Here is a 15,265-nt window from a genome sequence, read left to right on the forward strand (position 1 = left end):
TAGGCAGGGAGGGGCTCCGCGACCACCGAGTTTCCGGGCGCGCGGCGGGAGGACATGATCGCCGGCGGGAGTGTCCGCCCGTCGGGGGCGTTTTCCGGCCGGTAGCGTGCTGGGTCATGGCGGACATCGAGCAGAGAGTTGTCGCGCTGCGCGCCGAGGCCGAGTCCGGGGACGCCGGGGCCGCGGCCGAACTGGGGCGGCTGCTGTGCGTGCGTCCCGCGCTCTCCGACGCGGACGACGTCGAGGACCTGTGGCCCAGCGAACGGTGGCTGCGGGCCGCGCTGCGGGAACGCCCGGGTGACAGCGTGACCACGAACCTGCTGGCCAGTCGCCTCGTGCAGCAGATCGACGCCATCCACGAGACCGACCTGACCCTGGGGGAGGAGTCGGCGCGGGACGGTGTCGAACGTCGGCGGAGCGAGGCCCTCGCCCTCTACGACCGGGTGCTGGACGTCAACGTCGCCGACCCGGCGGCCTCCGCAGGACTGGCGGCGTTGCGCGCCGCCGCCAGCGACGAGGAGCCGTCGGCCGACGAGCTGCGCCAGTCCCGCTACAGCTGGTACCTCGTCGAGGTCGACACCGGGAGCGGAGCGGTCAGCTACGTGGAACAACTCGTGGTGACCGACCCCGACGAGCTCAGGTGGGCCTGCGACCGCTTCTTCCACACCTACGGGTCGCTGGCCGGAACCACGCTGATGACCTTCCAGGCCGGTGAGGAGGACGAGCGCATCGAACTGGCCGAGCTGGGCGAGGACGCCCAGCCCCACTGGGACACCGTGCGCATCCCGCCGCTGCGCGGAGAACCGCTCCCGGTGGCGCACCCCGTTCGGGTGGGCAGGATGGTCAGCCACTACGGCTACACGGTGCACGCCTACTTCTGAGCGACGGAGTCCACGGGCGGGTGTGACGACGCGACACTCCTTGGACGGAAGGATATTGAGTCGAGGGCTTCGCCTCCGCTCAACCACAACGGGCCGGCCATTGGGGCTGAGGTGAGCGGTGTTTCGCCATGAACGTTAGCTCGCCTAGCGAGTTTCGCTCATCCTCAGCGCGTGGTGAGGAACCAGTGGTCCACGCGTAATAGGTATTGCGTAGCGTGGCGAAGTGTCAAGAACTGTTCGTATCGTCTTCGCTCTCTTCGGTGATCAGTCCCGCCTCTCCGTACTGAGGGGTGACCTCGGTTGCGGCCCCTCGCCGATAATAGCTCAAAGCGCTGGGGTAAATTCGAGGTTCGGGGTACATGATGGCGCGACCTGGAAGGATGGTAATCTGCCAGTCCTCGGGGAGTGCCGCTGTGGTCAGCCTGAAAACTTGATCGATGGATAGCGTGTCCGAGCTGTCCACTATGCCGCGAAAACTCTTGCTGTGTCCTTTCTTGTCGTAGCGGAACGTGTATGGGATTCTCTTGCTCGCTTCGATCAGTAATTCGCCTACTTCAACTTTCCCTGAGGGTAGCCCAGAGATTTTCCGGTCCACGTCAATGGGGTATAGTGCGTCAAAATGGTTCTCCTTGACCAGGGTTTCGTCGCGCCTTTTTCCTGGGTCTTTGTTTCCAAATCCGTTGTTATTCCAGATGGCCAGTCCATTTTTGCGGTGTGTCTTGATGAGTAGTCTTTCCGGTGCGAGTGCCGAAAAATCTTCGGCGACGTAGAGGCAGGTGAACTTCATGTCCTGTAGGGATATGTTTCGCCGACCTGACACTTTTCGGAGGTGCTGGTGGATCCTGCTGGGAAGCGGTTGGTCGGCCTTGCCGACGTAGACGAGCTCCTCGCGGTGGTAGAGCTGGTAGACGCCTGCTGTCCTCTCGACGCAGTCCAGGTTCTCAGTTGTGAGCGGAGCTGGCGTGAGCTTGTCCAATGATTCGGCGAGCTGGTCCCCGAGTGCCTTCGTGATGCTGAGTCGAAAATCACTGAAGTGAACGCTTCTAGGGGGGCTTGGTGTCACCTTGTCGGTCCCTTCTGCTCTCCTCGCAGTGCGCACCTTACGTGATCCGAGCGACACGATGGGTTGGAAGTTCTGGGCCGGTTCATCCTTCGCAGTAAGGCCGCGGTACGATTTTGGCATGTCTGAGCAGCAAGTACCCGCTGTAGAAGGTGGCCGCTCCAGTGTGGAGCTGTTCGCGGGTGGTGGTGGTCTGGCGATGGGGGTTCATCGCGCGGGGTTCCGGTCTCTGCTGTTCAACGAGTTCGACAAGCGTGCTTGTGAGACCCTCGAGGCGAGCGCGCCGCGCATCCTGGGTTCCGAAGGGGTGCGACGTGTCATGGACACCCGTCCGATTCCTCCCGGGCGTGGGGAGCCGGCTCCGCTCTATCCTGGTGACGTTCGAGATCTCGATTTCAGTGCTTTTAGGGGGCGGGTGGACGTTCTTGCGGGCGGGCCGCCGTGTCAGCCGTTTAGTGCCGGTGGTGCGGCGAAGGGTGACGAGGACAGGCGAAACATGTTTCCCGCCATGTTCAAGGCAGTTCGCGAGATACGCCCCAAGGTCGTAATTTGCGAAAATGTTCGCGGACTGCTGCGGAAGTCCTTTCGTGAATACTTTGAGTACATAAAGCGCGAGCTTTCGTTGCCGGCTGTTGAGCGTGGATCCATCGTTAGATGGGAGGATCATAATGATAGGTTGCGTACGCTGATTGAGGCTGGGGGAGGTGGAGGGCTGGACGAGAAATACGCGGTCCGACATATTCCCGTGAATGCGGCAGACTACGGTGTCCCGCAAATTCGTCATCGTGTTATCATTGTCGCCTTTCGGCGGGATCTTGGCGTCGATGTGGATCGATTTGTTGCGGAGGTGCAGAAGGCTCCGTTTAGTGAAGAGGCCTTGCATCGAACCATGCTCAAGGGGGGATCTTACTGGAAGCGTCACGGTGATGTACCTGGATATGTTCGGGAAGAGGTCATTTCTCGTCTTCCTCGGGGTCTTGAGTCAGAGGACAAGAATGATGAACTTGGTGTACTGCCGTGGAGGACGTTGCGCGACGCTGTGAGAGGCTACGGTACTGGAACTTATCTTCCTTCCCTTCCAGCGATAGACCTGGAAAAGTTGGACAGGAAGACCGAGCAAGGCGGTAGCATCACCGACCATGTGGGGTGGCCCAACGCGCGCATCTACAAGGGGCACACCCCGAACGAGCTGGACCGGCCCGCGAAGACTGTCAAAGCGGGGGTTCACGGTGTTCCGGGAGGAGAGTCGGTCGTTCTCCTGGACGAACGTAAGCAGGAAGTGGGTTCGCCAGACGGGTGGCGCAGGCTACATCGCTACATGACGGTCCGTGAAGCGGCACGCGTCATGACCTTCCCTGACGAGTGGCAGGGGGCGGGACCGCGGGGTGAGAAGATGCGTCAACTCGGCAACGCGGTTCCAGTGGTGCTCGCCGAGTTCATCGCGAACAAGGTAGCTGAGGCTCTTGAAATGGTCGGGCACTAGGCGGTGACGATGAACCTCTCGAGTCGCGCCTGGAAGGCCGCTTGGCCAACGGCGCGAGCCTACAAGCCGCGACGAGGCGTCAAACCTTCCGCTGAGCAGGACCGTGCCGCGGGTGGGCACCATCGGCGGGCTGTCGCACTAGGAGATGGCCGCTTCGCACGGGCGTCGGTCTCCCTCAGGTTGGCGAAGGGGCAGCGACGGATTCGGGCCTATCTTCGCTGGTCGGAGGGCGGAAAGACCGAGGAGCGGTACATCGGCGAGGTAGACCAGGCAACACGGTCTCGAAACCTAGCTGACGCCTGGCGTCTGGCTCTCGATCGAGGTTTGGTTGGTGAAGAGCCGCTCCCACCACAGTCGAAGGCGTCGTCAAGAAGCGCGCGGGCAGTCATGCGAGCGAATCGCAGGCGAGACACCGGCCCCGAGATCGCCCTTCGGTCCCTGCTCCATAAAGCGGGGCTGCGCTACCGAGTGGACGTCTGCCCCTTGGGTACAACTCGGCGTAGAGCCGACATCGTCTTTCCGCGCAAGCGCGTAGCTGTATTCGTGGATGGCTGTTTCTGGCATGGCTGCCCCGAGCACCTTCGGGCAGCTAGGACGAACGCAGATGCGTGGGCGGCGAAACTCGAGGGGAATCGGGTTCGAGACGCCGAAACCAATCGGCTGTTGCGTGACGCCGGTTGGTCTGTCATCAGGGTGTGGGAACACGAGGACCCAGCGGATGCGGCCGAACGGATCAGCCGTGTAGTGCGAGCGGGGGAGACGTTCGAAAGCGACCGGGCATCGGAGTGAGGGCGCACACCAGCTCAAACCAGTCCGCGGTATGGCTACAACTGGGCTCCAACCGTGGACAGTCGTGCCCTGAGTGAGTACCGACAATGTGCGGTGGCGGTGAACCGTATTGGTGGAGCGGGAGTGAATGGCCAGCCCCCATCCTTGAGTGGAGGGGGCTGGCTCACCGCTCAGAAGTTGATCATGTGGCCGGCGAGGCCGTGGACGGCCTCCTTGACGGCCTCACCCAGCGTCGGGTGGGCGTGCACGTTCCGGGCGATCTCGTGCACCGTCAGGTCCCACTGCTGGGCCAGCGTCAGCTCGGGCAGCAGCTCGGTGACGTCCGGGCCGATGAGGTGCGCCCCGAGCAGCTCGCCGTGCGTGGCGTCGCTGAGGATCTTCACGAAGCCACCGGAGTCGCCCAGGCCGTGCGCCTTGCCGTTGGCCATGAACGGGAACTTCGCGACCTTGACGTCGAAGCCCTGTTCCCGGGCCTGCTCCTCGGTCCAGCCGAAACTGGCGATCTGCGGCTGGCAGTAGGTGGCCCTGGGGATCATCCGGTAGTCGAGTTCCATGGTTTCCGCGCCACCGATCGTCTCCGCGGCGATCACACCCATGGATTCGGCGGTGTGGGCCAGCATCAGCTTCGCGGTGACGTCACCGATCGCGAAGATGTGCGGCACGTTGGTCCGGCCCCGGCCGTCGATGTCGATCGCGCCCCGGTCTGTGAGGGCGACACCGGTGTTCTCCAGGCCGTAGCCCTCCACCCGAGGCTGGAAACCGATGGCCTGGAGGACCTTGTCCGCCTCCAGCACCTGCTGCGCGCCGTCCTTGGTGACGGTCACCTTCACCTTCGCGCCGCTGTCGTCGATCGCGTCGACCCGCGTGGAGGTGAGGATGTCGATGCCCAGCTTCTTGTAGCGCTTGTTCAGCTCGGCGGAGACCTCGGCGTCCTCGTTCGGCACCACCCGGTCCAGGAACTCCACGATCGTGACGTGCACGCCGTAGTTGTGCATCACGTACGCGAACTCGACACCGATGGCGCCCGCACCGGCGATGATGATGCTCTCCGGCAGTTCCTCGGTGAGGATCTGCTCCTCGTAGGTCACCACCCGCTCGCTCAGCGACGTGCCGGGGAGCAGCTTGGTGGTGGCGCCGGCCGCGATGATGCAGTGGTCGAAGGTGACCGTCTCGGTGCCGCCGGCCGTGGTGACCTCGATGGTGTTGGCGTCGGTGAAGGAGCCGCGCCCCTGGAACTCGGTGATCTTGTTCTTCTTCATCAGGAAGTGCACGCCCTTGACGCGGCCTTCCGCGACGTTCCGGCTGCGCTTGAACGCCGCCGAGTAGTCGAAGGTCACCTGGCCCTCGGTGCGGATCCCGTAGGTCGAGGCCTCGTGCTGGAACAGGTGCGCCAGCTCCGCGTTGCGCAGGAGCGCCTTCGACGGGATGCACCCGACGTTGAGGCACACGCCGCCCCAGTACTTCTCCTCGATGATCGCGGTGCGCAGACCGAGCTGGGCCGACCGAATCGCGGCCACATAGCCACCCGGGCCGGCGCCCAGGACCACAACGTCAAAGTGCGAGCTCATACCGGGCACCCTATCTAGCGGCGGCAACGGCCTCACGGGGGAGCATCGGGCCGGTCCTGGCTGGTGTGACCCGCCCCACCCACCCGCGGCCAGATGGCGGTTCCGGCCGTTGACCTGCGTCGGGTATGGCGGGCACCCCGTCCGGGGCGGGAAGTTGGACCGGCCGGACGCGGTGGTCCCGGTGGGGGCCTGGCGGGCAGGGCCGCGGGGGTGCGCGGGTGGCTGGGGGTCGCGCACCGTCCCACCTCCTGCCGCCTGTCCGGGACCGCGTCCTCCGCGTCGGCCGGCACATCCGAGCGAACCAGAGCGCCCTCGCGGTGATCAGGGACGTAGGTCCCGTCCTACCGGGGCCTTGGCCATTCCCGCTCCTGCTCCATCCGGAGGGCGGGGCCGCCCGGTCGCGCCCGGACCTCGGCCGTCGGGTGCGTGCCGCGACCACGTCGGGACACGGAGCCGGGTGGTGCGCCCCCGCGGCCCCCGGTCGTGGGGGACGTGCCGTTGCCGTCCACGGGCCACCCGGATCGCCGGGGCCGAATTACCGCGCGCCGGGGGACTCGGCGGACGGCTCCGGGAGACGCGGTCAACCCCGGTCGAAGGTGGCCGGGGCGTGGAAGGCCGCCCGCCGGGCGGCGCGCCGCAGCACCGCGAGCACGGCGCCGCCGATCAGCGCGATCGCGAGCACGTTGGTCAGCGCACGTCCCGTGTCCCATCCGAAGGTGGAGGTGTAGAGGGTGAAGACCACGAAACGGTGCAGGTTCTCCAGCACCGGGTCGCCCGCGACGAAGGACAGCTGGGTGTCGATGCCGGCGGTGAACGGCCAGAACCACATGTTCATGACGAACCCGAAGAAGTAGGCGGAGAACGCCCCGTACCCGGCGAGCATCACGATCTCCGCCCGCCCCCGGACCCGGCGCGGGAGCAGCCCGGCACCCAGGCCGACCCAGGACGAGGCGAGCATCTGGAAGGGGAGCCACGGCCCCACCCCAGCCGTCAGCAGGGCCGAGGCGAACAGCGAGGTCGACCCGAGGACGAACCCGAAACCCGGCCCGAACACCCGGCCGGCCAGCACCAGCATGAAGAACACCGTCTCGATGCCGGCGGTTCCCGCGCCGAGCGGGCGCAGGGCGGCGTTGATCGCCGACAGCACGCCGAGCATCGCGAGGGCCTTCGAGTCGATGCCCCCGCTCGACAGTTCGGCCAGCACGATGCCGATGAGGACCGGCAGCACCACGACGAAGATCAGGGGAGCGTCGGCGCTGTGGGCCATCGCCTCCGGTTCCGGGGCGGCGAACAGGGGCCAGAAGAACATCGCGAAGCCCGCCAGGGAGGCCAGGGCGAGGACCACGGCGGTGCGCGGCGCGATCCGCACCACCCGGGGCGGTCCGGCCTCGGTCGGTCGCGGGGCGGCGGCGTCGACCGGTCCCTCGCCGGAACCGACCAGGCCGGTGGATTCGCCACCCGTGCGTTCCCGCCGTTCCGCCGCCCGCGCCTCCACTGGCGGCGCGCCGGCGACCTCCTCGTCCCCCGCGCCGGGGGCCGGCTCCTCCTCCCGTGAGGCCGGTGGGCGCGGTCCCGGTCGCCGGTGCCCAGCGGTGGCACCCGAGGCCGGCGTCCCGGATCCGTCCTCGCCCCCCGCACCGGAACCGGTGGTCGTGCCGTCCGCGTTGGCCCCGTCGCCGCCGGCACCCGGTGGGCGACCGGTCGGGGCGGCCGGGTCCGCCGTGGCGTCGTCGACCGGCACCTCGGGACGACCCGCCCCCGTCATACCCGGGCCTCCGCACCCGCGAGGGCGTCCCGCACCTCGGAGACGGTCAGCCAGGGTTGCGGGCTGAGCACCTTCGCCACCTGCGGCGCGAACGCCGGGGAGGCGACCACCACGTCGGCGGTCGGCCCGTCCGCCACGATCTCGCCCTCGGCGAGGACCACGACCCGGTCGGACACCCCGGCGACGAACTCGACGTCGTGGGTGGCCAGCAGCACGGCCCTGCCCTCCGAGGCCAACTCCCGCACCAGGTCGCCGAAACTGGCCTTGGCGTGGTAGTCCAGCCCTCGGGTGGGTTCGTCCAGCAGCACGACGGCGGGCGCGGCGGTCAGCTGCACGGCCAACACCAGGGACAACCGTTGTCCCTCCGACAGGTCCCTCGGGTGCCTTTCTGGTCGGATGCCCGGGGTCAACCGGTCGAGCAGCCGCCGACAGGTCCCCTCGGGGACCTCGGACTCCCGGTCGGCCTGCTCGCACTCCTCGGCCACCGTCTCCAGGTACAGCAGGTCGCCCGGGGTCTGCGGCACCAGGCCCACCAGCGCCCGCGCCTCGGCGGCGCTGACCTTCGCCGGGTCCGTGCCGTCGACGGAGACGGTGCCTCCCTGACGTGGCCCGGAACCCTGGAGCGCCCACAGCAGTGAGGACTTCCCGGAACCGTTGCGCCCCATCAGAGCCACCACCGCCCCCGGGGCCAACTCGACCGACACCTCCCGGACGGCGGGGACCCGGCCGTAGCGGACGACCACCCGCCGCGCCACCAGCCTCGGCCGGTCACCCTCGCCCACGGCGGCCCGACCCCGGGCCGGCCGCGGCCGCTCCCGCAGCTGGTCCCGCAGCCCGGCCGCCCGCCGTCGGGCGTCCCGCACCGACAGCGGCAGCGGACGCCAACCGGCGAGCCTGCCCAGTTCCACCACGGGCGGGGCGACGGAGGAGACGTCGAGGATCTCCGGCGGCGCGCCGGCGAGCACCGAGCCGTCCCCGGGCAGGTGAACCAGCCGGTCCGCGTACTGCACGATCCGTTCCATCCGGTGCTCCGCCGCGACCACGGTCACCCCGAGGTCGTGCACCAGCCGGGTGATGGCCGCCAACACGTCCTCGGCGGCGGTCGGGTCGAGCGCCGAGGTGGGCTCGTCGAGCACCAGCACGGCGGGGTGGGCGGTGAGGACCGCCCCGATCGCCACCCGCTGCTGCTGGCCACCGGAGAGCGTGCGCAGGGGACGCCGTCGCAGCTCGGCGATCCCCAGCAGGTCCAGCGTCTCCTCGACCCGCTTGCGCATCACCTCCGGCGGGACCCCGAGCTGCTCCATCGTGTAGGCGAGCTCGTCCTCGACGGTGTCCGTGACGAAACCCGCCAGCGGGTCCTGCCCCACCCGCCCCACGAGGTGCGCGAACTCCCGGGGTGGTCGGCTCGCGGTGGACACGCCACCCACCCGCACCTCCCCGTGCAGGTGCCCGCCGGTGAAATGGGGCACCAGGCCGTTGATCGCACCGAGCAGGGTGGACTTCCCGGAGCCCGTGCGGCCCACCACCAGGCACAGCTCCCCCTCGCCGACGGTGAGTTCCACGTCGCGGAGCGCGGGCCCGGGAGCCTCGGGGTAGTGGACCGTGACCCGGTCGAACTCGATCATCAGGGTGTCGTCCTCTCGTGGGTGGCCGACGGTGGCACTGGCTGCCGCACGTCCCCTCCCGGTGTCCTCCGCCAGGCCAGGGCGGGAGCCCCGCTGCCAGCCGGTCGGTGCTCGTCGGGGTCGCCGGGCGAGGGCGACGACAGCTCCGGCGGCGGCGCCAGCCACGCCGGCAGCACCCCGACCAGGACGGCCAGCGAGGGCAACAACGCCAGCTCCGGCCAGGCCAACGGGTTCAGCGACGGGTACAGGTTCGCCGCGTCGACCTGGCTGGTCAGGTAGAGCAGGCCGCCGGCGCCGACCCCGCAGCAGATGACGAGGACCTCCCCGAGCCGCCACCGGTCCGGGCGGTGCACGCTGCGCCGCACCTGCCGGCCGCCCCACAGCAGACCGGCGGCCGCCACCGCCGCGCCGGCCACCAGCATCGGCAACCCCAACTGGCGGGGGGTCGACCCGTCCATCAGCCCGTACACCCCGACGCACACCCCGACCAGGCCGCCGAGCACCAGCACCCCGGTCACCAGCCGGGCCCGGCGGGACAGCGCCCCGACCCGGCCGTACCCCCGGGAGTCCATCGCGGCGGCCAGGGCCAGCGAACGGTCCATCGCGTCCGCGAGCACCGGGATGACGATGCCCCGCAACGCCCGCATCCCCCGCTGGCGGCCACCCCGCAGCCGCCGCGCCCGCCGTACCCGGAGCACGCTCTCCACCAGTTGCGGAGCCACCGAGAGGGCGACCACGACGGCCGAACCCACCTGGTACAGGGCGCCAGGGACCGCCTTCAGCAGCCTTTTGGGGTTGGCCAGGGCGTTGGCCGCCCCGATGCAGACCACCATGGTGGCCAACCGCAGCCCGTCGTAGAAGCCGCCGAGCAGCTGTTCCACCGCCACCGGCCCGAACAGGCGGATGCCGGCCGCCCACGCGGGTAGGGGGATCTCGGGCAGGGTGAACAGGATGTGATCTCCCTGCCCGCCACCGAAGATCACCCGGAACAGCACCCGGGAGAACACGATGAACGCGCCCAGCAGCAGGTACAGCCGGAACGCCAACGCCCACGGCGCGTCACCCCGCCGGCGGGCCACCACGAGCCCGGCGACGGCGATGATCAGGACCAGCAGCAGCGGGTTCGTCGTCCGGCTGGCCGCGGTGGCCAGCCCGAGAGCCCACAGCCACCACGCTCCCGGGTGCAGCGTCCTCGGGAGCCGGCGTCGATCGGGGAACCCGAGCGTCACGGGTGGTGCTGTTCGGCGCGTCGTCGCCGTACCGCCGTCGCCGTGCCCGCCGCCACGATGACCACCACGGCGGCCAGCCCCAACAGGGTCGCCGGTGGGATCCCCGAGGAGGCGCCGGTGTCGGCCCGGTCGGCCAGGGGGTCGGGGTATCCGGGATCCGCACCCGCCGGGGAGCCGGGCGGTCCCGGTGACGCCGAGGCACCGGCCACGGACGAGGTGGCGCCGGCCCCGGCGGAGGGCTCGGAGCTGGGCTCGGTGGAGCCCGACGGGGTCGCCGTCCCCGACCGCGACGGGGATCCGGGTTCGGGCGATGGTTCGAACTCGAAGACCGTTCCGGTGCGTTCGGCCCCGCTCGGGGCCTCCTCGGTGCCGCCGTGGGAGCCTCCCTGCTCGGCCGGCGGCCGTACGGGACGCTCCGGCTCCGGCTCCTGCGGTGGCGGGCGGGCTGGTCGGGAGCCGGAGGCGGCGGTGGGGGCGCGGCCGGACGCCGAGGAGCCACCCGGGGCGGCGGGTTCGTGGTCTCGGTGCGGTTCAACGAGAACGACCAGCCCTCGAAGCTGCCCAGCGGAGGTTTGCGGTTCATGACCCCCCACTGGCTGTACTCCCAGGCCCCGCCGTTGGGTGAGTGCCAGTAGGACCAGTAGGCGGTGGCAGGTGGCGTGTCGATGCACGGTTCGGCCTCGGGGACCGGCAGGCCCTCGATCCGGCAGATGAAGGCCTCGCCCCACCGGTTCGTCCCGGTGATGTTGATCCCGGCGTTGCGGAGCGCGGCGTGACCGGTGGCCTGGTCGCCGTGTGCGCAGCGGATGATCGTCTGCCCACCGAGTTCCTGGAAGTCGATGACCACGGTGACCCCGTTGGCGTCGGGGCAGTAGCCGGCGGAGCCGGACGTCGGGGCGACCGACGTCGGTCGCGGACCGGTGGACTCCCCGTGGGCCACCACCGCCGCCGGCCCGACGGTCAGACCGACCGACAGCGCGACGGCGAGCGCGACGGCGGCCGGGGTCCGACGAAGTGGGCGTCGTCCCATCAGCTGCTCCCGATCCGTCGGCGGGACATCCACAGGAGCGCGGCACCGCCGAGCAGCAGGGCCCCCAGCAACGCCACGGCGACCCCGACGTCGGCACCGGTCCTGGCCAGCGGTGGCGGGGACTTCGGGTCGACCCCGGCGGGGTCGACGGGCGGGGGAGCGGTACCGGTGGGCTGAGAGGTGACCGGCTCCGAGGACGTCGGGGCCGGCGAGGAACCGGGCGGTGGCGTGTGCGAGGTTTCCGGTGCCGACGGCGTCGTCGGCTGCGAGGTGCTCGGGGGCGGAGGTCCCGGCTCCTCCTTCCCCGATTCACCCAGCGGGACCTTCGCCAACGCGAGCACGGCCTGGGCGGTGGCCCGCCGCCACTGGTCGCGGGCCATGTCGGTCACGCCGTCGGCGACGGCGGACGCGAAGGAGCCCGGGTTGTAGGCGATCGCGCCACGGTCGGCCGAGGCCGCACCAGCGTTCCCCTCGGTCAACTGGAGTTCGGCGACGTAGTCGGCCGCCTCGTCGGCGGCGTCCCGCAGGCCGGCGGCGGCCAACGCCTGCCCCGCCAATCCGCTGCTGTTCGTGTTCGACCCGGCGGTGGGGCCGGACCCCCCGAAGGAACCATCGTCCCGTTGCACCGAGGCCAGCCATCCCGCGCCCCTGGCCGCGGCCGCACCGGCGTGCTCGGCGCCCGCCTCGTCGGCGGCCAACAGCGCCTGCACCGCCATCGCGGTGGAGTCCGGGTCGAGGACCGCGTCCGGGGAGGAGTCGCAGGACGCCGACGGTGTGCCGAACAGTTCGGGTGACAGCCGGAACCCACCGGAGGAACACTGCTGGCGGATGAGGAAGTCCACGGCGGACTGCGGGACCCCGCCGCTGCGGGCCAGGCCGATCACGCCGAGGGACTGCCCGAAGGTGTTGGACTGGTCGGCCGTCCCCTGGTCCTTCAACCGCCCCTCCTGGACCCCCGCATCCGGGCCGGCGATCAGGTCCAACGTCTCCCGGCGCATGTCGTGGCCGCCGAAGTCGGTGGGGTCCCGGTCGGCGGCGACGGCCGCGACCAGGATTTTCGCGGTGGCGCCCGCGACGCGCACACCGGGCACTCCCCAGTCGTCGTGGCTGTTGTAGGAGCGGATGTTCGCGGCCACGGCGTCGGCCGCCTCCTCGACCGCGGCGGGGTCGGCGTTCGTGGCCGCGAGAGCCAGCAGCGCGTCGATCGTCAGTCCCCAGTCGGCCCCGACGAACCCGGGCATCCGACCGTCGACCAGTTCCTCCGCCAGCCACCGGCCGGCCGCCACCGCCTGCCCCCGGTGCGGGTTGGGTGGCGGGGCGTCCAGTGCGCCGGCGACGTCCGAGGCGGCCGTGTGCTCCGGGACCGGCGTCCCCGTCGCCGTGGGCGGGGTCGGGGTCGGTTCGGTGGGCTCCTCCACCACGACCGGGCGGACCGGGTCGAGCCGTGGGGGCGGGTTGTCGTCGAAGTCGCGGTCGAGGGCGAAGGACCAGCCTTCGAAGCTGCCGGGTGGTGGGGTGCGGAAGGTGGCGCCGTGGCTGCTGTACTCCCAGTCGCCGCCGTTGGGGGCGTGCCAGTAGGACCAGTAGGCGTGGGCGGGCGGGGTGTCGACGCAGTCCTCGGTGTCGGGGGTGGGCAGTCCGTTGATGCGGCAGATGAAGGACTTGCCCCAGCGGTCGGTCCCGGTGACCTCGAAGCCGGCGTTCTCGAGGGCGTCGAGGCCGGTCTCCTGGGGGCCGGGGGCGCAGGCGACGAGGGGGTCGGCGGTGGAGAGTTCCTGGAAGTCGACGATGACGGTGACGCCGTCGTCGTCGGGGCAGTGACCGGGGGTGGCCGGCGCCACCACCTCGACCGACGTCACCGTGGGAGCGGTCGGCGGCGGAGCCGGTGTCGCGACGGCGGTACCACCGCCGACGAGCAGGGTGACGGCGGCGGCCGACACCCGGAGGAGACGGAACCTGGACATCGATGGCACCTCTGGCGGTCGGGGAAGCCCGGCCGCCCGGCCGCCGCCCCGCGAGCCGGCCACCCGAGGTGGACCGGCGGTCGGAGGTGCCCGCGCGTGAGGGCTCCGTCCTGCAATCCTCGGCAGTTCGTGAGCGAGCGACCGGTGTCCGAGCGGGCATTCCGACTCGTGGCGGGCTCGTTCCACACGGTCCCGTCACACACGGCTGCGGGTCAGCGCCGGATTCGCACCGGCTTCCCCCGCTGGGGCCACCTGTTCAGTTGTGTCGCGCGGTCGGCGCCTCGCCCACCGTCGTCGAGATCGAACCCTGCCACGCTATCCAGCCGGAGATCACCTGATCGAGGGCTGCTCGCCAGCTGTTACCCGAGCGTGACTGGAGGTCAGTGGTTCGGGTGGTCGAGGACGAGTCCGTGATCAGGCCGGGACCAGGTTCTGCCGCTGCCGGCCCAACCCGTCGATCTCCAACTCGACCACGTCACCCGCCCGCAGGTAGGGGAACCGCCCGGACAGGGCCACGCCCTGCGGGGTGCCCGTGTTGATGACGTCGCCCGGTTCGAGCGCGAGGTACTGGCTCAGGTGCCACACCAGGTAGGCGGGGGTGAAGATCATGTCCGACGTGGATGAGTCCTGTCGGGGCTCCCCGTTCACCCAGGAACGCAAGCCCAGCGAGGAGGGGTCCGGGACCTCGTCGGCCGGGACGAGCCAGGGCCCCAACGGGTTGAACGTGCGGCAGCACTTCCCCTTGGACCACTGCCCACCCGAGTCCTCGAGCTGGTAGGTCCGCTCGGACACGTCGTTGGAGACGGTGTAGCCGGCGATGTGGGCCGCGGCGTCCTCGGGGGACTCCAGGTAGGCGGCCTGCCGGCCGATCACCACCGCCAGCTCCACCTCCCAGTCCGTCCGCTCCGCACCACGGGGGATCTCCACGTCGTCGAAGGGCCCCACCACGGTGTTCGGCGTCTTCAGGAAGATGATCGGCTGCTCGGGCGGCGCGGCCCCGGACTCGGCGGCGTGCGCCGCGTAGTTCTGCCCAACGCAGATCACCGACTGCGGGCGTACGACGGGCGCCCCGACCCGCAGCCCGTCGGTGTCCAGCACGGGCAGTTCCCCGGCCCGCAACGCCGACCTGACCCGGCCCAGCCCGCCCGAGGAGAGGAAGGCGCCGTCGATGTCGGCGGTCACCGGGGACAGGTCGTAGGTGGTGCCGTCGTCGGCGCGAACGGCGGGACGTTCGGCGCCCACCGGGCCGAGGCGGAGCAGTCTCATCCGGAACTCTCCCTGGTTCGACGTGGAGGGGCACGGCCGCTCACCACGAACACCCCGCGGAACCACAGCCGGTGCGCCGAGTGTATTGCCGCCGGTGGCGCCGATCCGGGCCGCAACTGGCCACGGGAGCCGGTCGCCTGGCGCCACCGGGGTCGGGTGCCGGGACGGCCCGGGCGTCCGGACGGGTACGGGCCCTGGTCCGCGCGGGCACCAGGGGTCCTCCCGAGACCCGGACCCCCTTCCCGCCTGGTGGGCGCGCGTCGGGGATCGGGCGGCTCCACCTCAGGGATGTGTGATGCTTCGGGGAGGAGCACCGGGGGGCGGGGGACGTGGACGCTCGGGCACGAGGACGCCGTGGCGCGGCGAGGGGCGTCGCGTGCTGGTGGTCACGGCGCCGATCCCCACCTGGTGGTGCGCGACCCGCCAGTCCCGTTCGCCGACCTCCGGCCAAGACGGATCGCCCCACGGCGTGGGCCGGAGCAGGCCACCCTCGACCTCGCGCGTCTCGCCTCGGGACGTCCGAGGATGACCTCGGCCCTCGGCCCTCGGCATCGGGGTCGGCCCTCGGCGCTCGGCGTCGGCGCTCCGCCGAGGGCCGACGAGAC

General features: G+C 70.3%; 13 protein-coding genes and 1 riboswitch. Of the genes, 5 read left to right on the forward strand and 8 right to left on the reverse strand.

The window, feature by feature from the left end; all coding sequences use genetic code 11:
* Positions 1 to 116 precede the first annotated feature (116 nt).
* Entirely contained in the window at positions 117 to 881 is a 765-nt protein-coding gene (locus G443_RS24160) for a hypothetical protein (protein WP_026420075.1), read from the forward strand.
* A 226-nt stretch (positions 882 to 1,107) separates the two neighbouring features.
* Here the strand turns inward: G443_RS24160 and G443_RS24165 are convergent, their stop codons facing one another.
* A complete protein-coding gene (locus G443_RS24165; RefSeq protein WP_211257290.1) occupies positions 1,108 to 1,980 on the reverse strand; it encodes an Eco29kI family restriction endonuclease in 873 nt (290 codons plus the stop codon).
* Between the two features lie 82 nt (positions 1,981 to 2,062).
* Here G443_RS24165 and G443_RS24170 point away from each other — a divergent pair, with 82 nt between their 5' ends.
* Both G443_RS24170 and G443_RS25235 read left to right on the forward strand, forming a co-directional pair.
* Positions 2,063 to 3,424: a DNA cytosine methyltransferase gene (locus tag G443_RS24170; RefSeq protein WP_035292752.1), complete on the forward strand. Its 1,362-nt coding sequence runs from the start codon at positions 2,063 to 2,065 to the stop codon at positions 3,422 to 3,424.
* Positions 3,425 to 3,433: 9 nt separating this feature from the next.
* Positions 3,434 to 4,213 (forward strand): very short patch repair endonuclease, encoded by a 780-nt coding sequence (locus tag G443_RS25235; protein WP_081715650.1) that lies wholly within the window; start codon positions 3,434 to 3,436, stop codon positions 4,211 to 4,213.
* A 170-nt stretch (positions 4,214 to 4,383) separates the two neighbouring features.
* Here G443_RS25235 and lpdA read toward each other — a convergent pair whose 3' ends face one another.
* From lpdA to G443_RS24200, 5 genes are all read right to left on the reverse strand, one after another.
* On the reverse strand, positions 4,384 to 5,781 hold the full coding sequence (gene lpdA / locus G443_RS24180; RefSeq protein WP_026420077.1) for a dihydrolipoyl dehydrogenase: 1,398 nt from the start codon (positions 5,779 to 5,781) through the stop codon (positions 4,384 to 4,386).
* Positions 5,782 to 6,361: 580 nt separating this feature from the next.
* Positions 6,362 to 7,153 carry an ECF transporter S component family protein gene (locus tag G443_RS24185; RefSeq protein ID WP_051314266.1) on the reverse strand — a complete coding sequence of 264 codons (792 nt, stop codon included), beginning with the start codon at positions 7,151 to 7,153 and terminating at the stop codon, positions 6,362 to 6,364.
* Between the two features lie 389 nt (positions 7,154 to 7,542).
* Positions 7,543 to 9,171: an ABC transporter ATP-binding protein gene (locus tag G443_RS24190; RefSeq protein ID WP_026420078.1), complete on the reverse strand. Its 1,629-nt coding sequence runs from the start codon at positions 9,169 to 9,171 to the stop codon at positions 7,543 to 7,545.
* Positions 9,171 to 10,400 carry a CbiQ family ECF transporter T component gene (locus G443_RS24195; protein ID WP_081715629.1) on the reverse strand — a complete coding sequence of 410 codons (1,230 nt, stop codon included), beginning with the start codon at positions 10,398 to 10,400 and terminating at the stop codon, positions 9,171 to 9,173. The genes G443_RS24190 and G443_RS24195 overlap by 1 nt, the downstream gene beginning before the upstream one ends.
* A complete protein-coding gene (locus G443_RS24200; protein ID WP_253860280.1) occupies positions 10,397 to 10,609 on the reverse strand; it encodes a hypothetical protein in 213 nt (70 codons plus the stop codon). The genes G443_RS24195 and G443_RS24200 overlap by 4 nt, the downstream gene beginning before the upstream one ends.
* A gap of 165 nt (positions 10,610 to 10,774) precedes the next feature.
* On the opposite strand from G443_RS24200, the gene G443_RS24205 reads away from it, so the two are divergent.
* The gene (locus G443_RS24205) at positions 10,775 to 11,035 is read left to right on the forward strand and encodes a hypothetical protein (RefSeq protein WP_253860281.1); all 261 of its coding nucleotides are present in this window, start codon (positions 10,775 to 10,777) and stop codon (positions 11,033 to 11,035) included.
* A 12-nt stretch (positions 11,036 to 11,047) separates the two neighbouring features.
* Positions 11,048 to 11,176 (forward strand): hypothetical protein, encoded by a 129-nt coding sequence (locus G443_RS25240; RefSeq protein ID WP_272500072.1) that lies wholly within the window; start codon positions 11,048 to 11,050, stop codon positions 11,174 to 11,176.
* A 253-nt stretch (positions 11,177 to 11,429) separates the two neighbouring features.
* Here G443_RS25240 and G443_RS24210 read toward each other — a convergent pair whose 3' ends face one another.
* Complete coding sequence (locus G443_RS24210; RefSeq protein WP_155886230.1) at positions 11,430 to 13,394, reverse strand: SCO2322-related protein; 1,965 nt, start codon at positions 13,392 to 13,394, stop codon at positions 11,430 to 11,432.
* A gap of 154 nt (positions 13,395 to 13,548) precedes the next feature.
* Positions 13,549 to 13,634: riboswitch (cobalamin riboswitch) on the reverse strand.
* Positions 13,635 to 13,808: 174 nt separating this feature from the next.
* Complete coding sequence (locus tag G443_RS24215; protein WP_026420080.1) at positions 13,809 to 14,660, reverse strand: fumarylacetoacetate hydrolase family protein; 852 nt, start codon at positions 14,658 to 14,660, stop codon at positions 13,809 to 13,811.
* Positions 14,661 to 15,265 lie beyond the last annotated feature (605 nt).

This window comes from Actinoalloteichus caeruleus DSM 43889 (genome assembly GCF_000429185.2).
GTDB lineage: Bacteria > Actinomycetota > Actinomycetes > Mycobacteriales > Pseudonocardiaceae > Actinoalloteichus_B > Actinoalloteichus_B caeruleus.